Origin of the sequence: Streptomyces sp. NPDC050121 (genome assembly GCF_044460385.1) — a bacterium.
Taxonomy (GTDB): Bacteria; Actinomycetota; Actinomycetes; order Streptomycetales; family Streptomycetaceae; genus Streptomyces; species Streptomyces soliscabiei.
Genome location: NZ_JBITJV010000004.1, coordinates 482,280 through 503,314 on the forward strand (window position 1 = coordinate 482,280; position 21,035 = coordinate 503,314).

A 21,035-nucleotide genomic window follows, 5' to 3' on the forward strand; every position below is an offset into this window, starting at 1 on the left:
GGAGGGATCTGAGGAGGAGTGACCCGCCCCGCCCGGAGGGGGTGTGACAGGAATCGCGGCGGGGCGGGTACGTAGGTGGTCATGACCCCTGAGCGACGTGCCGCCCCTGTTCCCGTGCCGCCCACGGCGACCTACCGGCTGCAGCTGCAGCCCTCGTTCCCGTTCCGGGCCGCCGCGGCGGCCGTGCCGTACCTGGCCTCGCTCGGCGTCTCGCATCTGCATCTGTCCCCCGTCCTGGAGGCCGTGCCCGGTTCCCCGCACGGCTACGACGTCGTCGACCCCACGCGCGTGCGTGCGGAACTGGGCGGCGAGGCGGGGCTGCGGGAGCTGGCGCGCACCGCACGCGAGCACGGGCTCGGCCTGGTGGTGGACATCGTGCCCAACCACATGGCGATGGCCCCGCGCCACAACCGCGCCCTGTGGGCGGTGCTGCGCGAGGGCCCGGACTCGCCGTACGCGCGCTGGTTCGACATCGACTGGGAGGCGCAGGGCGGCCAGGTGTTGCTGCCGGTGCTGGGCGGTCCGGTGGGGGCGGAGCTGGCGCACCTGCGGGTGGACGGCGACGTCCTGCGCTACCACGACCACGTCTTCCCGCTGCGCGAGGGCACCGCGGACCTGCCGCTGCCGCGGCTGCTGGACGCCCAGTGGTACCGGCCGGCGTGGTGGCGGCTGGCCCGCACCGAACTGAACTACCGGCGCTTCTTCAGCATCTCGGAGCTCATCGGGGTGCGGGTGGAGGATCCGGAGGTGTTCGAGGCCACCCACGGCACGATTCTGCGGCTGCTGCACGAGGGCGTGGTGGACGGGCTGCGCGTCGACCACCCCGACGGCCTCGCCGACCCCGACGGCTACCTGGCGCGGCTGCACGGGGCGAGCGGCGGCCGCTGGACGGTCGTCGAGAAGATCCTGGCCGACGGGGAGCGGCTGCCGAACTCCTGGCCGGTCGCCGGCACCACCGGCTACGACGCCCTGCGCCGTGTCGACGGCCTCTTCACCGACCCCGCGGGCGCCGGGGAGCTCCTGGGCCACTACCGGCGCTTCGCGGCCCCGCAGACGGACCGGGGCGGCGACTGGGCGGCGACGGTGCGGCGGGCGGCGTACGGGGTGCTCGGCCACGAACTGGCGGCCGAGACGGAGCGGCTGACCCGGGCGGCGTCCCGGATGTGCGACACGTCGGCCGACCCCGCGCTGCGGGACCGGGCGCCCTGGGCGCTGCGCACGGCCCTGGAGGAGCTGCTCGTCCGTCTGGAGGTGTACCGCCCGTACGCCTCGGGCGACCCGGCGGCCGTCGTCACCGAGGAGGCCGCCGAAGAGGCCCGGCAGGCGTTCGTCGTGCCGCAGGAGGCGGGTGCGGTCGATGTGGTGCGGGGCCTGGTGCTGGGCGGGGAGGGGTCGTCGGGGGCGGAGTTCCGGGCGCGGTTCGCGCAGACGTCGTCCGCGCTGCGGGCCAAGTCGGTCGAGGACACGGCGTTCTACCGGTACGTGCCGCTGCTGTCGGCGAACGAGGTGGGCGGCGACCCGGGCGCCCCGGGGGTGTCGCCGGCCGGCTTCCACGCGTACTGCGCGCGCGTGCAGCGCGACTGGCCGGCCACCGGGACGGTCGTGTCGACGCACGACACCAAGCGCAGCGCCGACGTGCGCGCCGCGCTCGCCGTGCTCACCGAGTGCCCGCGGCGCTGGGCGGACGTCCTGGAGCAGGCCATGCGCACGCGGGAGGACGCGACGGACGGCGCGACGGACGGTCCGGCGGACGCCATGGCGGACGGGCAGCTGGCGTGGGCGGCCTGGCAGACGGTCTTCGGGCTCGGCCCGGCGGCCCCGGAGCGCGTCCAGGAGGCGCTGTTGAAGCATGTGCGCGAGGCGGGGCTGTACACGAGCTGGACGGAGCAGGAGCCGCCGTACGAGGAGGCGGTGGCCGCGTTCGTGGCGGCGGGGCCGTGCGGGGCGCCGGGCGAGCGGGTGGCCGCGCTGCGCGCCGCCCTGGAGCCGTACGTCCGGGCGAACGTGCTCGGCACGGCGCTGGTGCATCTGACGATGCCGGGGGTGCCGGACCTCTACCAGGGCACGGAGAGCGAGTACCGGGCGCTGGTGGACCCGGACAACCGGCGCCCGGTGCGGTTCCCTCCGGCGGATCCCGGCGTCAAGGACGTGGTCACGGCGGCCGCGCTGCGGCTGCGCCGACGGCGGCCGGACGCCTTCGGGGAGAGGGCGACGTACGAGCCGCTGTCGGCCGAGGGAGCGGCCGCGGAGCACTGTCTGGCGTTCGCGCGCTCCGGCCGGGTCGTCACGGCCGTGACGCGGCTATCGCTGCGGCTGGCGGAGACGGGCGGCTGGCGCGAGACCCGGCTGACGCTGCCGCCGGGGCGATGGGTCGACGTCCTGGCCGAGGAGCGGGAGCCCGCCCGCGCGTTCACCGGGCACGCGCGCGTGGCGGACCTCTTCGAGCGGCTGCCGGTGGCGCTGCTGGAGCGGGCGGACTGAACGAGTACGCGCATCCGAGCGCCCCCCGGAGCCTCCCCGAGCCTCCCGAAGGCTCCCCCCGGGCGTCCTTGACAGTTCACAGAGACCGTGGGGTACTGCGGATGCGAAGGCCGGGCGGACGAATACGGGGGTGAGTCTCCTGCCGGAGCTGCGCTACCCCACGGTGACCGAACTGACCACTTTTGCCGGGATGTTGGCCACCCACCAGCCCGGTATGTGCGTGCTGCGGCAGGTGGGGGTCTCCCGGGCGGGCCGGCCACTGCACCTGTTGTCCGTGGGACATGCCCGGCGGGCCGTGCTCGTCGTGGCGGGCGCCCACGCCAACGAGCCGACCGGGGGTTCGACGCTGCTGGCGCTCGCCGAACGGGTGCTGTACGAGCGGGAGTTGCGGGACGGGACGTCCTGGCACTTTCTGCTCTGCGCGGACCCCGACGGGGCGAGTCTGCATGTGACCCCGGCGCCGCGCAGTCTGCTGGAGTACCACCTCGGCTTCTTCCGGCCCGCCGGTCCTGAACAGCCGGAGTGGTCCCCCGCCGTGCTGCCGCCGGACCGGCTGCCGCCCGAGACGCGCGCGTTGACCCGGGTCATCGACGAGGTGCGGCCCTATCTCCAGGTGACCCTGCACGGCACCGATCTGGGCGGCAGCTGGGTGCAGTTGACGAAGGACATCCCCGGACTCGCCGAGCCCTTCGCCAAGTCCGCGGCCCAACTGCACATCCCGGTGGAGACGGGCGCCTCCGACGCGGCGGGCTGGCCGGCGTCGGGGCCCGGGGTGCATGTGATGCCGGCCGCCGGGGCGAACGCGGCGTACCCGAGCATGCCGGACGACGCACGGCACAGCACCTGGTACCACGCCCACCGCTACGGCGGTCTGACCGCGGTGGTGGAGGTGCCGATGTGGGCGAGCGACATGGTGGACGACCCCGCCCCGCATCCCGCCCCGGCCGCGGCGATCCGGCGGTTGGCGCGGCGGCTGCTGCGGGACACGACGGAGGTCGAGCGGGTCCTCGTGGAGGCGCTGCCGCGGCTCGAGGGCGTCGACGGGCCTCTGCTGCGAGCGGCCAGATGGGCGCTGGAGCTGGTGCCGGGGCTGGCCGCGGACTGGACGGACACCCCGCCCGCGGCCACGACGATGGCGTACGTCGGCAGCGTCGACGCCTTCGCCCGCCGGCTGCCGCTGCGGGCGGCGGCGATGCTGTGGCGGGTGTTGCAGGAGAGCGACGACTGTGCGGCTCCGCGCCTGGAGCAGCTCGTTCAGATGTGGAGCGACGCCTTCGCCGACCGCTTCCGGGCCCGCTGGGTGCCGTTGGAGCACCAGGTCGAGCACCAGTCCCGCACGGTGGTCGCGGCGGCCCTGCACGCCCGGGAGCGGGCGGCGTAGGGCCGCACGCGCGCGAGCGTGGCGCCAGGGGGTGGCTGCGGGCCCGCGCGGGTGCCCACAGCCACCGCCCCGTCCGGGTCAGACCTCGGGGGCCTGGTCGTCGTCAAGGGCGAACACCGCTCCCGTCATGGCCTCCCGTTCGCAGTCGTTGCCGAAGGTGTGCCGGTAGTCGACCGGGCGTCCGTTCCACCGCCCCCGCGCGCGGACGGTCACCGGGGCGTACACGAGCGTGCAGACGCGGCTGCTGTCCCCGGCGACGGCGTTCATGTCCCCGCCGACCCGGGCCAGGACGTCGCAGGCCTCGGCGGCGCGGGAGTGGCCCTGGGGCGGGTCGCACAGCAGCAGGGTGCCGCGGGTGCCGCTGGAGCGGGAGTCGCCCCGGGTGACGGTGAGTTCGAGCCAGTTGCCCGGCAGGGAGTCGGCGGCGTCGCGGGAGGCCGCCAGGGCGGGGGCGGCGCCGACGGCGAGGAGGAGGGCGGCCGCGGCCGGCAGGGCGCGCCGGACGGCTTTCGCCGGACGGAGATCGTTGAGGAAGTGCGTCATTCCCGGTGCATCGGCACGGCGGGCCGGCTACCCCAGTCCGACTCACCCGAACGGCCAGGGGCGGGTTCGGCGGCGCGCCGCCCGGCCGGCTCGAACGCGGCGAGCACGACCCGCGCCTGGTACTCCGCCTGGCGGGCGACGGGAATCCAGCGCGCCCCGCAGTCCTCCTGGTGGCCGGCGCACCAGGCGTCGATGAGCCGGTCCAGCTCGGGCAGCTCGCCCGAGGGGTCGCGTCCGGCGCCGCGGACGAGCTGGTGCAGCAGGCCCGCCGTCCGCACGGCGATCCGGCGGCCGGCGATGCGCAGCGCGGTCAGATGTCCGGTGCTGAACGGCGGGAGCGGGCGGCCGGGGTCGGCGGTGTCGGGGTCCCAGGCGTTCGCGAGGCAGGGGCAGACCAGGAGGTGGTCGTCCACCGGGGCGAGCAGCCGCGCCGTGTCCGGGGTGCCGGCGAGGTGGGGGCCGCACGCGCGCGAGGATGCGTTCCAGCGCCTGGACGTCGTGGCGCAGGGCGCCGCTCACGGCCCGCAGCACCGCGTCCCGGCCGGCGGGCGGCGAGCCGTCCTCGACGGCGGCGACGCCCCACATGGGGGCCTCGACGACCGCGGTGAGCGTGCCGTGCCGGTGCGGGTGGTACCAGGTCGACTCGACGGCGGCCTCGGTGATGGCGGCGGCCAGATCGCGCGGGCGCGGCGGCGGGATCCGGTAGACGGCGGGACCCAGGCGCGGCCAGTACAGGGTGTCGTAGGGCCCGAGTTCTCGGAGGATGCCGAGGCGGACGGCGGCGTGGGCGACCCGTTGGGCGAGTCCGGGCAGGTCACGAGTGAGTTCCACGAAGGCGCCGCCGATGTCGATGCCGTGCAGCGAGCACCGGAAGAAAGGTTTCAGTTCGTCCTGGAGGCGGAGCGGCGCACGAGTCTCCGGCAGTGTGGCGGCGGCCGCGCCGTCGGGCAGCCACTCGGGCTGCTCCAGGAAGCCGGGCCGGAAGAAGTTCCGGAAGTGGCGGCCGAGGCTGTAGGGGCCGGTCAGCCAGCCCTCGTTGCGGCGCAGACCGTCGGGGTCGAGGCAGAGCAGCAGGTTCCAGGTGGCGTCGGCGCCGCCGGTGAGCCGCGGGTCGGCGAGGACCCGGTCGGCCAGCCGCAGCACGGTGGCGCCGCCGACGGGCTCGTTGGCGTGCGGTCCGGCGACGACGAGCGCCTGGCGGGCGCCCCGGCCGAGGCAGAGCAGTCACAGGGGCGTGCCCGCGCGGGAGACCCCGAGGCGGCGCAGCCGGAAGTCCCCGGGGCTGCGGACGGTGAGCGCGGCCGCGCGGGCCGCGAGTTCGTCCACGGTCGGGAGCGGAGGAGGGACGGCAGGACACACCTCCACAAGGCGGTGCCGTCGGTTCACCTGGCGTGTCTGGAGTGCGACAGTGGGTCATGGGCCGTGGGTACGTCAACACCCCCACAGGTGAGGGGGCTTGAGCGGGGTCAGCTCACCGAGAGACGGAACGCGATCCGCCCGAAGGCGACCTGGTCGCCCTCACGGACCACGGCCGCGCCGATGACGCGGCGGCCGTTGACGGTCGTGCCGTTGGTCGAACCGAGGTCGCGCAGCACCCACCTGCCGCCCTGGCGGGAGAGTTCGGCGTGCACCCGCGAGACGCTGTCGTGGGTCAGCCTGAGACCGCTCGCCGGGTCGCGGCCGATACGCAGCGCGCGCTCGGTACCCGGGTGCGGCAGCAGCAGCTTGGGCAGCCGCTCGGCCTGCCAGGCCCGGCGCAGCCGGACCGTGAAGCCGGAGACCGCCTCGACGGCTCCGAAGACCACCCGGGAGAAGCGGCTCTCCGCGGGCAGGTCGGCGGTGAGGACGGCGAGCTCGTCCGAGCGGCGGGCGGCGAGGGCCAGCTCCATGCGCCGGATGAACGTGTCGTGCGACAGACGCCCCAGGGCGACGCCGTCACGCAGCACCTTCAGCGCCCGGTCGCGCTCCGCGTCCGACAACCGCGCCGGGTACGTGTTGAACTCGAAAGACGACGTCACGTTGGTGATTGTCGGTCAGTGAACCCTGGGTGTCCAGAAAACGGGAAAGAGGGTGTCCGCGGAGCGCACGGCTCCCGGTTGGAGGACGATGGAGGCGCTACATCACGGTGAGCAGACGAAGGGGACCGTCCGTGCAGTTCGAGGTGTGGGCACCGCAGGCCGACCGTGTGACGCTCCGGTGCGACGGCGCCACGCGCGCGTTGGAGCGCGATCCGGGGCGGGCGGGGTGGTGGACCGGTGAGGCGCAGGCCGCGGACGGCACGCGCTACGGCTTCGCGGTGGACGACGGCCCCGTGCGCCCCGACCCGCGCTCGCGCCGCCAGCCGGACGGCCCCGAGGGGTTGAGCGCGGTCGTCGACCACGGCCGCTACGCGTGGCGTACGCCGTGGTCCGGGCGGCCGCTGCCGGGTGCGGTCCTGTACGAGCTGCACGTGGGCACGTACACCCCCGCCGGCACCCTGGACGCGGCCGCCGAACGCCTGGAGCACCTCACCGAACTCGGGGTCACCCACGTGGAGTTGATGCCGCTGTGCTCCTTCCCGGGCCGGCACGGCTGGGGGTACGACGGGGTGTCGCCGTGGGCGGTGCACGAGCCGTACGGCGGTCCCGAGGCGCTGAAGCGGTTCGTCGACCGGGCCCACGAGCTCGGGCTGGGCGTCGTCCTGGACGTGGTGCACAACCATCTGGGCCCGTCCGGCAACCATCTGCCCGAGTTCGGCCCGTACTTCACCGACACGCACCACACGCCGTGGGGCACGGCCGTCAACCTGGACGCGCCCGGCTCGGACGAGGTGCGCGCCTATCTGCTGGGCAGCGCGCTGGCCTGGCTGCGCGACTACCGGCTCGACGGGCTGCGCCTGGACGCGGTGCACGCGCTCGCGGACACGCGCGCGTACCCCTTCCTGGAGGAGCTGTCCGCGGCCGTGGACGCCCTCGGGGCGGAGACGGGCCGGCCGCTGTTCCTGATCGCCGAGTCCGACCTCAACGACCCGCGGCTGATCACGCCGCGTCGGCAGGGCGGCGTCGGCCTGCACGCCCAGTGGAACGACGACTTCCACCACGCCCTGCACACCGCGCTCACCGGCGAGTCCCAGGGCTACTACGGCGACTTCGCGCGCGAGCCGTTCGCCGCGCTCGCCAAGACCCTCACCGGCGGCTACTTCCACGACGGCACGTACTCCGGTTTCCGCGGCCGCCGGCACGGCCGGCCGCTGGACCGCTCCCGGGTGCCCGCGCACCGGCTCCTCGGGTACGCCCAGACCCACGACCAGATCGGCAACCGCGCCCAGGGCGACCGCCTCTCGGCGTCCCTCTCCCCGGGCCTGCTGGCGTGCGCGGCCGCGCTGACGCTGACCGCCCCGTTCACGCCGATGCTGTTCATGGGCGAGGAGTGGGCGGCGGGGACCCCCTGGCAGTACTTCACCGACCACACCGACCCGGAGCTCGCCGAGGCCGTACGGCGGGGCAGGCGGCGGGAGTTCGCGGCGCACGGCTGGGCCGAGGAAGACGTGCCCGACCCGCAGGACCCGGCGACGCGCGAGCGCTCGTGCCTGGACTGGTCCGAGCCGCGGCGCGAGCCGCACGCGCGCGTGCTGGCCTGGTACCGCGAGCTGATCGCGCTGCGGCACGCGCGGCCCGACCTCACCGATCCCGACCTGGCCGACACCAAGGTCGCCCATGACGCGCAGGCGCGCTGGCTGGCCTTCCGGCGCGGCGACGTCCGGGTGGCCGTCAACCTCGGCAAGGCGCCGGCCGCGATCCCCCTGGGCCCCCGCCCGGCCCGTGTCCTCGCCGCATGGGAGCCGGTGGCCGCCCCGGGTGCTGACGGCCTGTTGCATGTGCCAGGGGAGGCGTGCGTCGTCCTGGAGCAGGAGTGAGCGCCGCTACTCCCACCCCTCCGCTCCGCCCTCGCCGCGCTCCCCGTCCTCGCGGAACTCGGTGACCCGTTCCAGCAGGATCGCCTCCCAGGCGCGCCGCAGCCGCGTGCGCGGGAGGGTGAGCGCCTCGACGGCGCGTGGGCCCGTGTCGTGGGCGTCGAGGTGCTGTGCGAGGTGGACGACGGTGTCGCAGCGGGCGAGCCACAGACCGCGCAGGCAGGGGCGGGCGCCGTACCCGGCGAGGGTGGCCGCGCGGACGGCGGCGCCGGAGCCGACGGCGAGCGCGAGACCGGCGATGTCCTCGGCGGGGTCCCCGATGACCGCGTCGGTCCAGTCGAGGACGCCGCGTACCCGGCCGTCGGCGCTCACCACGAGGTGCTCGCCCCGCAGGGCGTGGTGGACGAGCACGGCGGTGGCGGGCTGCGCGGCGAGCTGGGCCGCGCCGGCCGGGGTGAGCTGGTGGAGGCGGGCGGCGTCGAACTCGTCGGCGCGGGCGAGGCGTTCGACGGCGGTCACGGCCATCCGGCGCAGCGCCTCCAGGGAGCGCGGGGCGGTCCGCGGCACGCCGAGCGTCTCGGCCTGCCGGGGCGGCACCTCGCGCAGTCCCCTGAGCAGTCCGGCGAGGTCGGCCTCGCCGACGGCCGACACGTCGTGCTCCTCGGCCGTGCCGCCGGGCAGCCTGGTGTCGAGGGTGTAGACGAGCCCTGGTGACCACTCGCCGTGCGCGACGCTGGTCGGCACGGCGACCGGAATGTGCGGGCGCACGAGGTCGCGCAGCCGCAGCTCACGGCGGCGGCGCAGGGCCGCCTCGCGGTCGGCGGCGAGGCGCAGCACATGGCGGGAGCCGACCCACCAGGTGGTGTGCGCGCCGCCCTCGGCGACGGGCCGTACCTCCGGCCCGACGCCGCGGGCGCCGCCCTCCTCGAGGAGCGCGCGGACCAGTCGGCGGACGGTGTCCGCGGTGGGTGTCGGTGCCTGGGTCATGGTCGCGCCGCTGCCGTTCGGGGTGGGTGCCGGGGACTCCTGGAGGGTGGATCAGTCCACTATGACCAGCTCACGGGTGGTGTCGTTGAGACGGCGGCCGCCGTCCTCGGTGACGGTGACGATGTCCTCGATGCGTACCCCGAACCGGCCCGGCAGGTACACGCCGGGCTCCACGGAGAAGCACATGCCGGGCACCAGGGGCTGCTCCTCGCCCTCGATCATGTAGGGCGGCTCATGGGTGGTGACGCCGATGCCGTGGCCGGTGCGGTGGATGAAGTACGCGCCGTAACCGGCGTCGGCGATGACGGCGCGGGCGGCCCGGTCGACCTCCTGGCAGGCGACGCCGGGCCGGACCGCGCGAAAGCCCGCCTCCTGGGCCTCGCGCACGACGTCGTGGACGCGGCGCTCCTCGTCGGTGGGCTCGCCGACGTGGACCGTGCGGGAGGTGTCGGAGCCGTAGCCGTCCTTGAGGCCGCCGAAGTCGAGGACGACCATGTCGCCCCGCTCGATGACCCGGTCGCCGACCTCGTGATGCGGGTTGGCGCCGTTCGGCCCGGAGGCGACGATGGTGAAGTCGACCTGGGAGTGCCCGAACCGGCGCAGCAGGTCGGCGAGGTCGGCGCCGACCTCCGTCTCCCGGCGTCCGGCGAAGGGAACCTTCCGGATCTCCTCGTACGTTGCGTCTGCGGCCGCTCCCGCGGCCGCCATGAGCTCCAGCTCCGCCGCGTCCTTGACGGCGCGCAGCATGGGCAGGGCCTCGGTGAGGGAGGCGTAGGAGGTGGCGGGCAGGGTCTTCTGCAGGCCCAGCAGGTGCATCGCCCAGGCGTTGTCGCTGATCCCGAACCGGCCGCCCGTGTCGAGGAGGCCCGAGGTGAGGGCGTAGGGGTCCTTGCCGTCGGTCCAGTCCCGCAGGGTGAGCGCCGGGGCGCCGGCCGCCTTCGCGGCGTCGGGGGCCTCCAGGGTCGGCACGACGAGGACGGGGTCCCGGCCGGCGGCCAGGACGAGCAGGGTGAGCCGTTCGGTGGCGGCGGTGGGCGCGTAGCCGGTGAGCCATACGAGATCGGGTCCGGGCGCCACGAGCAGTCCGGCGAGTCCGGCGTCGGCGGCCTCGCGCGCGGCCCGCTCCATGCGGGCCCGGTAGTCGTCGGCGGTGAAGGGCGCGGGGGCGGTGCCGGTCATCCGGGCCTCCCAATGAAGAACGTGGTGAAGAACGTGGCGACTGATGTGTGACGGATGTGGTGACACCGGTGTGGTGACCACGGGCAGCATCCTGCCCGTACGGCGGGGGTCGCGCGAGCCGGTTGCGGGGGATTCGCACGGGTGGGCGGCCCGGATCAGGCGTCCAGGGCCATGCGCAGGCCGAGGAGCAGCAGCACACCGCCGGACACCTGCTCCAGGCGACGGCGCACCCCGGCCCGGGACAGAACGGTCTTGAGCCGGCCCACGCACCACACGTACAGGCCGTAGTAGCCGACCTCGTAGAGCGCCCAGAGCGCGGCGAGTCCCACCTCCCCCCCTGCCTTAAGGGCGTGGGGGAGGCGCCCCCATCGGCAGATGCGGGGCGTCCTTCGGTACGAACTGCGGCAGGAAGGACAGGGCGAACACGGCCGCCTTGGGGTTGGCGAGGTTCAGCAGCAGTCCGCCCCGGTAGGAGGCCCAGCCGCTCTGTTCGACGCCCTCCCAGTCGCCGTCGCCCCGCTCTGCGCCCTGCCCCGTCCGGCGGGCCTGCCACAGCGCCCGGGCGCCGAGCCAGACGAGCACGCCGGCGCCGACGACCCGCATCACGCCGTACGCCACCTGGGAGGCCGTCAGCAGGGCGCTCAGGCCGAACGCGGCGACGACGCCCCAGACGAACACCCCGGTCTCGTTGCCGAGGACGGTCAGGAAGCCGGAGCGGCGGCTGCGCAGCGACTGCTTGACGATCAGCACGGTGCTGGGCCCGGGCGAGGCGGCGACCAGGGTGCAGGCGCCCAAGAACGCCAGGAGTGAGGTCAGCATGGCGTTCAGGGTGGCGTGCCGGGGCCGCGGGGGCCAGTGGTTTGCTTCCGGGCCGTCTCAGGTGACGACGCCGGGGATCGCCGTCAGCTGCTGGTAGCCGCCGCCTGCGTGGCGCACGGTCAGTTTCACCGCCCGGCCCGGCCGGGCCTCGTCGACCGCCCGGGCGAGGTCGGTCGCCGAGTCGATCCTGGTGCTGCCGAAGGTCAGCAGGACGTCGCCGCGGACCAGGCCCGCCGTGTAGCCGGGGCCGGGAATGTGGACGGCGACGACCTTGGCGCCCGCTTTCTCGGCGTCCACGACCTCCAGCCCCAGCGTGGCCTCGGCGGGGCGCGGTGAGGCGGTGGCCGACTCGGCGGCCCCGGAAGCCCCCGACGCCCCGGACGGTGCGGGAGGGCCGCCGCGGCCCGGGGCGGTCCCGGCGCCCGGCATGCCCTGCCCTTGCAGTTCGGCCAGTCTGCTCATGCCGATCACGGTCGCCCCCACGGTGCCGAGTCCGATGCCGGACAGGACCAGGACGGTGCCGGCGGACAGGCCGAGAAGCAGGGTCGTCAGCCGGCGGCCGCGGCGGCGCGCGGCGTGCGGACGCCGGCCCCTGTCGTCCTGCCCGGCGCCGCCGCCCGGCTCCTGCCCCGGCATGGGCTTGGGACGCAACGCTGTCTGTTCCATGGATCGCCTCCGGCAGGTGCTCTACCCGGCGCAACGGCGCACCACGAGCCACGAACGAGTGAGACTGACCCACGCAGCGGCCGCAACAGGGTCAGGAGATCGACAGGCGGGCGGCGGGTGGCACGGCCGGCGCGAGGTCCGGCAGGAAGCCGTGGGTGCGGCGGGCCAGGTACGCGGACTTGTAACGGTCGACCTCGCGGTGCCAGTGCAGGATCCCCGACAGCCAGTTCTGCAGGTCGGCGACGTACTCCCCGATGGCCTCGCGGGCCTCGGGCGAGAGGTCGAAGTCGTCGCAGAGAACGGGCAGGTCGTGCGCGATGATGTGCTCGAACTGCTGCATGCGCTGCGTCATCAGGTCGTGGACGATGCCCAGCGCGGTCGGGTAGTCGCAGCCGAAGAAGTTCTGCACGACGAGGATCGCGTTGTGCATCTCGCCCTCGTACTCGATCTCCTTCTGGTACGAGAAGACGTCGTTGGTGAGGCATGCGTAGTCCGCGGCGGCGTTCTCCAGCGCGCGCACGACGCCGCTGCGGTAGACCTCCGGCGGGAGGGCGGGGCTCTGGCCCATGCGGCACAGGCTCAGGGTGAGGTCGGAGCCGAAGGTGGCGCGGCGCATCTCCAGGTAGTCGACCGGGTCGGGGACGCGGTTCTGGAGCTGGTTGGACAGCTCCCACACCCAGCTCTCGGTCATGGCGTCGACCGCGTCGCGCAGGGTGCGCCGCTGGTCGGGGGTCATGTCGGCCGCGGTGCGCGCCCACAGGTCGATCAGGCCGCGTTCCATGCCGCCTGCGGGGACGACGGGCGTCTGCGCGCCGTCGACGGGCATGCAGGCCGACAGCCGGGCCGTGGTGATTCGGGCGGCGGCCAGGTCGCGGCGGCCGCCGAAGACCAGCGGGTAGTAGTCGTCGCCGTAGGTGCCCCAGGCGAGCCACTGGGCGCTGAGGTCGAGGGCCTCGGGCGTGGCGTCCGGGTCGAGGCCGGCCGAGCACAGGGGGAGGTCGTAGGCGGCGAGCTTGTCCTCGTCCCAGACGCCCTCCTGCAGCATGCCCATGCGGTGCGTCCAGGCGGTCAGGCGCGGACGGCACGCCTGAAGATGCGGGCTGAGCTCGACCTGGAACGGCATGCGGAAGTCGGGCAGCAGGGACGGGCCGACCTTCTGGAACGGCACGTGCGCGTACGCGCGCAGTCTCCCCCACTGCCCGAAAGGCGTGGGAGGTGCCCCCATGGCGGCGGCCGAGGCGAGCAGCGCGCCGACGTCGGCGGCGGAGGTGCCGGGGCCCGTCAGCCGCTGCCAGGGCGCCTCGGACCTGGCGCCCTTGTTCATGTAGCGGCTGGAGCGCAGGTGCCATTCATGGCCGCCCGACTGCCAGTCCTGCAAGCCCTTGGCGTAGGCGGCGACCGCGAGGACCTCCTCGGGCGTGAGGCCCTTGTCCAGGGCGAGCGCCGGCACTTCGGTGAAGGCGGTGTGCTCGAACTGGTGGAGGCGGGAGGTGAGGATGTCGTTGACGGTGTCGGCGGCCTCCTGGGTGGTGCAGCCGAAGAACTTCTCCAGGACGAGCACCCCGTTGCTGTTCTCGCCCTCGTCCTCGACCTCGCGCTGGTAGGAGAACAGGTCGTTGCGCAGGTGCACGGCGTCGGAGAAGGTCTCCATCAGCACCCTGAGCGGCCGTGACCCGGCGACGGCGCCGGGCACTTCGGCGGCCGCGTACTCCACGAGCCCCGCCGACCAGGGCGCACCGCCCACCTTGCGGCGCATCTCGATGTACTCGACGGGGTTGGCGATCCGCCCCTCGTCGATGTTGGACAGCTCCCACATCGACTCGTTGAGCAGATGCTCCGTCGCCACGGCGAACCGGCGGCGCCAGTCCTCGGACATGGCCGGCACGGTGCGCGCCCACAGGTCCTTCAGTCCCGCCTCGACCGGGTTGCGCGGCTCGGGCACGGGCGTCGACAGATCCAGCGGCATGAACAGCGGCAGCCGGTCCAGGTGGGCCTTGCCGGCGGCGCGGTCGGGGGTGCGCTTGAACATGTCGAGGAAGTGGTCGTCGAAGAAGAACACCCACACATACCAGTCGGTGATCAACGACAGCGCGGGACCGTCACAGTCGGGGTGGGTGTAGGCGCAGAGCAGGCCGTAGTCGTGCGCCTCCAGGTCGGCCTGCTCCCAGATCCCGGACCCCTCCAGCATGCCCATGTCGCGCGCCCACTGCGTCGAGTGGGCGCGCGCCTGGTCGACGTGCGGGTTCAGGCGCGCGGGATGCGGCATGTAGAAGTGCGGGAGTTCGAACGGTTGCGTCATGGCCGGGCCCTACCCGGGGGTCCGAACCGCCATCCTCCGGGCGGCACATGATCACACCATCGCGTGAATCGGGCGGGAAGTGGTGAACCGTTGGAGAGCGGGCGCTCCCGTCAGCGGGTCCCCCGCACCACCTGCCCGATCCCGGTGCGCTGTGCCAGGAAGTCGGGCAGGCTGCGGGTGGCGATCCTGCCGCGTGCGTCCAGGAGTTCGACCATGCCCTGGTGCAGCGCGGTGTCCTCACTCGCGCAACTGGATCAGCGCATGCGTTCCGCCGGTGCGCCAGCGTTGCCCCTCGGCGGCGACCAAGGCTGCCTCGGTGTCGGCGTCCAGGCCTGTGATCACCTCGGACTTCAACGTGCGCAAGGCCGCGACCGGGCCGGGGAAATAGGCGGTGACGTCGGCGAAAGGGGTGGTCGGGGCCCAGCGGCTGTCGCCCACCAGACGGCGGTAGTTGAGGTCGCCCTTCACGATCGTCAGGGTGGCCGTCGCGAACTCGGCCCGCAGGTCGTCCGGCATGTCCGCGTACGGCAGCGGGGCCGCGGAGAACGGGTGGGCGCGGACCGCCAGACTGCCGTCCGCCATGGCCGCCCACAGACGCCGTCCGTGGTCGGCGGCCGCTCCCCGCGCTCCCGTCAGCTTCCGCAGCGCGTCGACGACATCGGCCGTCGTGGCGTCCGAGACATAGTACGGGTACGGCTTGACGTGCAGAACCACCCGGTCGCAGCGCCGGTGGGCGAGCAGGTGCGCCGCCAGGAGGAGATCGGGGATCAGCTCACGACCCGCGTTGTCGGCGACCAGGCACAGGGTGCGGACAGGGGTAGCGGCGTCGGTACGGGTATGGGTACCGGGACCCGTCCTCGACTCCGCGTCCCCGTTCACCGCCGGCTCCGACTCCGACTCCGCTCCCGGCAGCAGGGCCCACAGTGTCTCGCTGTCGTCGGCGACCAGTCCCGGTACGGCCTCCCGATCCTCGGCCTCGGCGTCGGACAGCCGGAAGCCGAGGTCGGCGCGGTTGCCCCAGAGGGAGCCGTGCAGGAGAGCCCGGGACCGCTCCTCGACCGGGCGGCCGGCGAGGGTGTCGAGCACGTCGAGTTCCTCGCCGGTCTCGGGCGCGTCGAGCTCGGCGAGCTTGAAGGGACGGAAGGGGTCGATGCCCTGCCAGGTACCGGGGCCGAAATAGCCCACTGTGCCGAGGAGTTGACGGTAGAAGTAGCTTTCCGACCACAGCCAGGGCACATCGAACCAGGAGCGGCCGGCGTACGCGTCGAGACCCCAGGTCCGCCACCGGTCCCGGTCGTGCGCGTCGTCGGGGAGCGGTTCGATCACGCCCTTGGTGCAGCTGGCCAGCAGCGCGTCGAGACCCTGGTGGACCTCAGGACCGTAGGGGAACGCGTCCCGCACCTGCCGGATGATCGCCGGATGCCGTTCGGCCAGGACGCTGTGAGGGAACGAGCCGGGCTCGTTGCCGAGGATCACAGGCGGGGCGGGGATGTCGGGCATGCCGATCACCGTATCGCGGGGCCACCCGGCGACGGCCGCACGCGCACCCGCACCCGCACGCACTGCGCGGCCACCGGCCCACCGGGGGCAACCCTCTCGGCGCCCCCGGTCGCACGCTCCGGCGCCGTGCGTTGCCTGCCCTCACACCGCCGCCATGATCTCCCGCTCCAGCCGTGCCGCGAGGCTCAGATAGCGGGGTCGGCGCGGTACGGGTACCAGGCCTCGGATGAGGACGTGCCACATCTCGGCCATCCGGCGGGGGAGTCGCCCCGCGGGTTCGCGGGAGCGGCCGACCACTCGGGTGCCCACGAAGAAGCAGACGAGGGAGTGGGCCACGGCGTCGACGTCGACGTCCGGGTGGATGTCGGACTCCTTGACCGCGGCGCCGAGCCGCCGGGAGATCAGGTCCAGCAACTCTGCGAAGGGATGCGGCAGGGGCGGCCGTACCGCCACTCCCCCGGTGGCGAGCCGCAGGCCCGCCCGGGCGATCGGACCCTCGACCGACAGCCGCGTCAGCCCGAACGTCAGGCGTATCAGCGCTTCGAGGGAGCAGTAGCCCCGGTCGTCGATCTCACCGGCGACCCGGCGTGCGGCCTGGGACTGCAACTCCATGATGGCGTGGGCCAGGTCCTCCTTCGCCGCGAAGTGGAAGTAGAGGGCGCCCTTGGTGACATGGGCGTGCTCAACGATGTCACTGAGGCTTGTCGACTCGTAGCCATGCCGGTCGAACAGGTCGGCGGCGGCCGTGATGATCGTCGTGCGGGTCTGTTCGGCGCGTAACTGCCTCGCCATCGACTGGTACTCTCCCGGGCCGGTAAAGAACGGGTCATGCCGTTTTTTCTTACCCCGCGTACACAATAGCTCACCGTACGAGGGTGCTGACCATGCCTGCGAAGACCGCCGACTCCCCCTGCGATCCCCCGACTTGCCCGTGGATCACGGGCTCGCCGAGCGGCAGCCTCCCATGACAAACGTACCTCGGGCATAGTCGAAGTGACCACAGAAAAAGACGGGGTGCGCGGTTTCTGCACGCAACCGCCGAACGGTGAGGCCCTGGAGAGATGTGGTGACACGTGCCACTGAACGCTGACGTGCCCGGCGAACGGTCCTTGAAACAGACGTAAGGCGGGCCGGCCGGTGTCCATCCACACCGGCCGGCCCGCCCGTTCATCGCACGCGGCGACTGTTCAGGAGTCCGCTCAGAAGGTCAGCTTCCAGCTGTTGAGGGTGCCTGTGTCCTGCGCGGCCGTGTCCTGGACGCGCAGCTTCCAGGTGCCGTTGGCGGTTTCGCCGGACGCGTTCACCGAGTAGGTGGTGCTGACGTTGTCCGCGGAGTCGGAGGAGCTGGCCGCCTTCAGCCGGTAGGCGGTTCCGTCGGGGGCCACCAGGTCGATCACCAGGTCGCCTCGGTAGGTGTGGGTGATGTCGACGCCGACCTGCAGGGCGCTCGGCGCGTTGCCGGTGCGGCCGCTGACGGCGATGGAGGACTCGATCGCGGAACCGTTGTCCGGGATGGCGACCGCGGTGGTGTTGGAGAAGGTGGTGCCCCCCGTGGAGCCGCCGGAGCCGCTCACCGCCTGCACCGTCCTGGCCGCGTCCGCGAGGCCCGCGCCGCAGCCGCCGGAGCAGGAACCGGGCAGGGCACGGGCGTTGTTCTTGATGGCCGTCTCGATCTGCGCCGGGGTCAGCGAGGAGTTCGCCGACTTCATCAGCGCGACCAGGCCCGCGATGTGCGGGGTGGCCATGCTGGTGCCCTGGTAGTAGGCGTACGACTCGCTGGACGGCGTCTTGGTGCCGGAGTTCAGGGTGGACAGGATGCCGTTCGCGGTGCCGGTGCTGGTCTGGCCGCCGGGCGCCGAGATGTCCACGAGGGAACCGTAGTTGGAGTAGGACGCCTTGGCGCCGGTGCGGTTGGTCGCCGCGACCGAGATGACGTTGTTGCAGTTGCCCGGCGAGTGGTTCGCGACGTTGTCGTTCTCGTTGCCGGCGGCGACGACGACGGTCGTGCCGCGGTTCACGGCGGCGGTGATCGCGCTCTGGGTCGCCGAGGTGCACGCCCCGTCGCCGCCCAGGCTCATGTTGATGACCTTGGCGACGTTGGAGTTGGCGGGAACACCGGAAACGGATCCGCCGGACGCCCAGGTGATGGCGTCGATGATGTCGGAGTCGTAACCGCCGCACTTGCCGAGGACCCGGACCGGCGAGATCTTCGCGCCGTACGCGATGCCCGCGACGCCCTTGTTGTTGTTCGTGACCGCGGCGATGGTGCCGGCGACGTGGGTGCCGTGCCAGGAGGAGTTGCCGGCCGGGATGCCGGAGCCGCACTCGTTGGCGGCGTAGTAGTCGCCGGGGTCGGCCGGGTTGCTGTCGCGGCCGTCGCCGTCGACGGAGACCGCGGTGTCGGCGATGAAGTCGTAACCGCCGACGATGTTCGCGGCGAGGTCGGAATGCGCGACGTAACCGGTGTCGATGACGGCGACCGTGACGCCGGTGCCGGTCGAAGTGGCCCAGGCACCCGGCACGTTCATGCCGGCGGTGGACTCGAAGAGGTCCCACTGCTTGGCGTACTCGGTGTCGTTGGGGTCGGCCTTCGGCTTGTTCAGCCGGTCCGGGACGACGTAGGCGACCTGGGGGTCGGCCTGGTACTGGGCGACGACGTCGGCGACGTCCGCCTTCGTGAGGTCGTCACCCAGGTCGACCAGGGCGGCGCCGGTGCCGAGCCGGCGCTGGAAGTCGACGTCCTCGCCGGTCTCCTTGCCCTTGGCGGCGGCGTCGGCCTCCGCGGCCGGGTTGGACCTGGCCTCGGCGGCGCCGGACTTGTAGCCGACGATGAGGCGCTCGGCCGGGGTGCCGGGCGCGGCCTCGGTCTGGGCGACGGGAACGGCGGAACCCGGGGAAACGGTTTCCTGGGCGGCGACGGCCGAGGCGGTGGAGGCGGCGGTGAGCAGGGCCGCGGAGAGCGCGGCGGCGGATATCAGTTTCCGTCTCAGGGCGGGGGACGTGCGCATGGGCGTGCCTTTCGGGGCCGGCTCCGGGCAGCGTGGAGCAGCGGTCGATTCGCTTCGGCGTCGAAGCGGCGGGGGGTGCATCGAAGAGCAGCGCGTAAGGCCGGCCAAGGCGCGGGCGCCGACCCCGCCGGGGTTACCTGTGGGTCGGCTGTGGTGGAACGATAGGCAAAGGATCAGTCATGCCGATACAGGGGAAACCCTCGATCCGGCCGGAAACCCACCCTCGACGGGCACAACCGGTCAGACATCGCCCGTTTTGATCCACCGTTCACTTCCCGGCCGATCGGCGGCAGATCCGCGGCCGGTCCCCCTGCGCGGTGCAAGGGACGCAGGTGTGCGCACTGAACGCGCCGGGCCGGTTTTCCGTACTGAGGACAGTCCGTTCCCGCGCCGGCCGAGGAGACGTCCCCGATGCCCCGCACCACCGCACACCGCACCGCAGCACTGGCGGTCGCCACCGTGAGCCCGCTCCTGCTGGGCCTGTGGGCCGCCGGACCGGCCCAGGCGCACGGCGCCCCCACGGATCCGGTCAGCCGGGTGTACGCCTGCTCCCCCGAGGGCGGCGCCGACGCGAGGACCGCGGCCTGCCGCGCGGCCGTCGACGCGAACGGCACGTCCTTCGCCGCCTGGGACAACCTGCGGGTCGCGAACGTGAACGGTCGCGACCGACAGACCATCCCCGACGGGCAGTTGTGCAGCGGCGGTCTGGCGGCGTACAAGGGCCTGGACCTCGCTCGCGCCGACTGGCCGTCGACCCGGCTGGCGCCGGGCGGGACGCTGCGGATGACGTATGCGTCGACGATCGCGCACACCGGCACGTTCAAGCTGTATCTGACGAAGCCTGGATACGACCCGTCGAAACCGCTTACCTGGTCCGATCTTCCGGAGCGTCCGTTCGCCGAGGTCAAGGATCCGGCGCTGACGGACGGCGCCTACCACCTCACGGCGAAGCTGCCCGCCGATCGAAGCGGACGTCAGATGCTCTACACCATCTGGCAGAACACCAGCACGCCCGACACGTACTACTCGTGCTCGGACGTGGTGTTCTCGGAAGCGGTTTCACAGAACAAGCCGGAGAGCGGCGCGACGACCGAGGCGCCCGCCGCGGCCACGCCGAAGCCCACCGCGAGTCCGACGCCGAGCCGGGCGACCACGGTGTCCGGCAGCCCGTCGGCGTCTGCGGCGCCCGACGCCGCGGGCGCGCAGGCCGCCGTGGCCACTCCTCAGAGCACCCCGGTGGCGGCCGACAGCGCGCCGGGCTCCGGGCCGTCCGCGCCCATGCTGGCGGGCGGCGCCGCGGCGGTGTTGGTGCTCACCGGCGGCGCCGCCCTGGTGGTACGCGTGCGTCGGCGCTGACCGGCGTACGGACGGCGTCAGGTTGTCCGTCCGTGCGCCGGCCGCCTACGTGCGCGGACGCAGCCGCTCCATCGCTGGGGCGGTGATGAGTCAGTTGACGGTGACGGCCGAGGATCCGTCGGTCACCGGGGCGTACTTCGCGGTGAAGTAGCCGTTGGCGAAGCAGAGCGACGAGCCGGACGACTTGGTGAACTGCTGGCTGGTGAAGTTGATGCTGTTGTCGGTGTTGCTCGTCGTGCCGGTCAGGCTGGCGGCCTGGTAGACGCAGTTGATGCTGCCCAGCAGTGTGCGCAGCACGACCGTGGTCTGGATGGTGGAGCCGCTCGCCGGGGTCACGGTGATGGTGCCGTTCGACCCCACGCTGGCGGTGTACGGCAGGTTGTTGACCGTGACGCTGGTGACGCCGAGCACGCCGACCACGTTCGCGGTGCAGTTGTTGAAGGAGTGCGCGGTCAGCGACTCGGTGGCGGTACCGGGCGCCGTCGGGTTGTCGGTGACGGTGGCGCTGAACGCGGACGTGCCACAGGAGACGCCGCTGGTGCCGGTCGCGCTGGAGTACAGCGTGGCGGCGGTGCCGCTGGCCAGCGACGCGTTGAGGACGTCACCGACGGCGACGTCGCCGTTCGCGGTCGTCAGCACCGCACCGGCCGCGGAGGCCGGGGTGACTGCCGTCAGGGAGAGGGCGGCGACAGTTCCAGCGAGGGCGAGGAGGGAGCGGGAGCGGGTGCGCATGCGAGTGCCTCTTTCTCAAGTGGGGCTTTTTTCGGGGGAGTTGGGGGGTTCGGGAGAGTAGGGGTGTGCGAGGTGAACCGGCGCGTTGCCTTTCGAGCAACATGGGGGGACGCGGGTCGGCGTCCGCCGTTGCCGGCCCGTGACGCCTTCTCCGTACGTGACGGACCGGCAACGGCAGCCGGCCGGTGACCG

The 21,035-nt window shown here is 73.3% G+C and carries 14 protein-coding genes and 2 pseudogenes; 4 read left to right on the plus strand and 12 right to left on the minus strand.

Going from position 1 to position 21,035, the window contains the following annotated elements; translation table 11 throughout:
- Positions 1 to 81: 81 nt before the first annotated feature.
- The gene (treY, locus tag ACIBTS_RS09500) at positions 82 to 2,481 is read left to right on the plus strand and encodes a malto-oligosyltrehalose synthase (RefSeq protein ID WP_399317929.1); all 2,400 of its coding nucleotides are present in this window, start codon (positions 82 to 84) and stop codon (positions 2,479 to 2,481) included.
- Positions 2,482 to 2,611: 130 nt separating this feature from the next.
- On the plus strand, positions 2,612 to 3,862 hold the full coding sequence (locus tag ACIBTS_RS09505; RefSeq protein ID WP_399317931.1) for a M14 family zinc carboxypeptidase: 1,251 nt from the start codon (positions 2,612 to 2,614) through the stop codon (positions 3,860 to 3,862).
- Positions 3,863 to 3,940: 78 nt separating this feature from the next.
- Here the strand turns inward: ACIBTS_RS09505 and ACIBTS_RS09510 are convergent, their stop codons facing one another.
- The 3 genes and pseudogenes from ACIBTS_RS09510 to ACIBTS_RS09520 form a co-directional block, all read right to left on the minus strand.
- A complete protein-coding gene (locus tag ACIBTS_RS09510; RefSeq protein ID WP_399317932.1) occupies positions 3,941 to 4,405 on the minus strand; it encodes an SSI family serine proteinase inhibitor in 465 nt (154 codons plus the stop codon).
- Positions 4,402 to 5,629 (minus strand): annotated as a pseudogene (locus tag ACIBTS_RS09515) (dehydrogenase). The gene ACIBTS_RS09510 and the pseudogene ACIBTS_RS09515 overlap by 4 nt, the downstream one beginning before the upstream one ends.
- A 242-nt stretch (positions 5,630 to 5,871) precedes the next feature.
- A complete protein-coding gene (locus ACIBTS_RS09520; RefSeq protein ID WP_399317934.1) occupies positions 5,872 to 6,423 on the minus strand; it encodes an FHA domain-containing protein in 552 nt (183 codons plus the stop codon).
- A gap of 131 nt (positions 6,424 to 6,554) precedes the next feature.
- On the opposite strand from ACIBTS_RS09520, the gene treZ reads away from it, so the two are divergent.
- Positions 6,555 to 8,300, plus strand: a complete 1,746-nt coding sequence (gene treZ / locus ACIBTS_RS09525) for a malto-oligosyltrehalose trehalohydrolase (RefSeq protein ID WP_399317936.1) — start codon at positions 6,555 to 6,557, stop codon at positions 8,298 to 8,300.
- A gap of 6 nt (positions 8,301 to 8,306) precedes the next feature.
- Here treZ and ACIBTS_RS09530 read toward each other — a convergent pair whose 3' ends face one another.
- The 8 genes and pseudogenes from ACIBTS_RS09530 to ACIBTS_RS09565 all read right to left on the minus strand — a co-directional run bounded on the left by ACIBTS_RS09530 (position 8,307) and on the right by ACIBTS_RS09565 (position 18,755).
- Positions 8,307 to 9,284 carry an aminoglycoside phosphotransferase family protein gene (locus ACIBTS_RS09530; RefSeq protein WP_319673302.1) on the minus strand — a complete coding sequence of 326 codons (978 nt, stop codon included), beginning with the start codon at positions 9,282 to 9,284 and terminating at the stop codon, positions 8,307 to 8,309.
- 51 nt (positions 9,285 to 9,335) lie between these two features.
- Positions 9,336 to 10,463 (minus strand): M24 family metallopeptidase, encoded by a 1,128-nt coding sequence (locus ACIBTS_RS09535; protein ID WP_399317937.1) that lies wholly within the window; start codon positions 10,461 to 10,463, stop codon positions 9,336 to 9,338.
- A gap of 155 nt (positions 10,464 to 10,618) precedes the next feature.
- Positions 10,619 to 11,282, minus strand: a pseudogene (locus tag ACIBTS_RS09540) (LysE family translocator).
- Between the two features lie 57 nt (positions 11,283 to 11,339).
- Positions 11,340 to 11,948, minus strand: a complete 609-nt coding sequence (locus ACIBTS_RS09545; protein WP_399317939.1) for a PDZ domain-containing protein — start codon at positions 11,946 to 11,948, stop codon at positions 11,340 to 11,342.
- Positions 11,949 to 12,039: 91 nt separating this feature from the next.
- A complete protein-coding gene (gene cyc2, locus ACIBTS_RS09550; protein ID WP_399317941.1) occupies positions 12,040 to 14,247 on the minus strand; it encodes a germacradienol/geosmin synthase Cyc2 in 2,208 nt (735 codons plus the stop codon).
- Positions 14,248 to 14,484: 237 nt separating this feature from the next.
- A complete protein-coding gene (locus ACIBTS_RS09555; RefSeq protein ID WP_399317944.1) occupies positions 14,485 to 15,747 on the minus strand; it encodes a damage-control phosphatase ARMT1 family protein in 1,263 nt (420 codons plus the stop codon).
- Between the two features lie 141 nt (positions 15,748 to 15,888).
- Positions 15,889 to 16,539: a ScbR family autoregulator-binding transcription factor gene (locus tag ACIBTS_RS09560; protein ID WP_319673296.1), complete on the minus strand. Its 651-nt coding sequence runs from the start codon at positions 16,537 to 16,539 to the stop codon at positions 15,889 to 15,891.
- A gap of 407 nt (positions 16,540 to 16,946) precedes the next feature.
- Positions 16,947 to 18,755, minus strand: a complete 1,809-nt coding sequence (locus tag ACIBTS_RS09565; RefSeq protein WP_399317946.1) for a S8 family peptidase — start codon at positions 18,753 to 18,755, stop codon at positions 16,947 to 16,949.
- Positions 18,756 to 19,166: 411 nt separating this feature from the next.
- On the opposite strand from ACIBTS_RS09565, the gene ACIBTS_RS09570 reads away from it, so the two are divergent.
- Positions 19,167 to 20,111 carry a lytic polysaccharide monooxygenase gene (locus ACIBTS_RS09570; RefSeq protein WP_399317948.1) on the plus strand — a complete coding sequence of 315 codons (945 nt, stop codon included), beginning with the start codon at positions 19,167 to 19,169 and terminating at the stop codon, positions 20,109 to 20,111.
- A gap of 90 nt (positions 20,112 to 20,201) precedes the next feature.
- On the opposite strand, the gene ACIBTS_RS09575 is transcribed toward ACIBTS_RS09570, so the two are convergent.
- A complete protein-coding gene (locus ACIBTS_RS09575; protein ID WP_319673293.1) occupies positions 20,202 to 20,843 on the minus strand; it encodes a Tat pathway signal sequence domain protein in 642 nt (213 codons plus the stop codon).
- Positions 20,844 to 21,035: the final 192 nt, after the last annotated feature.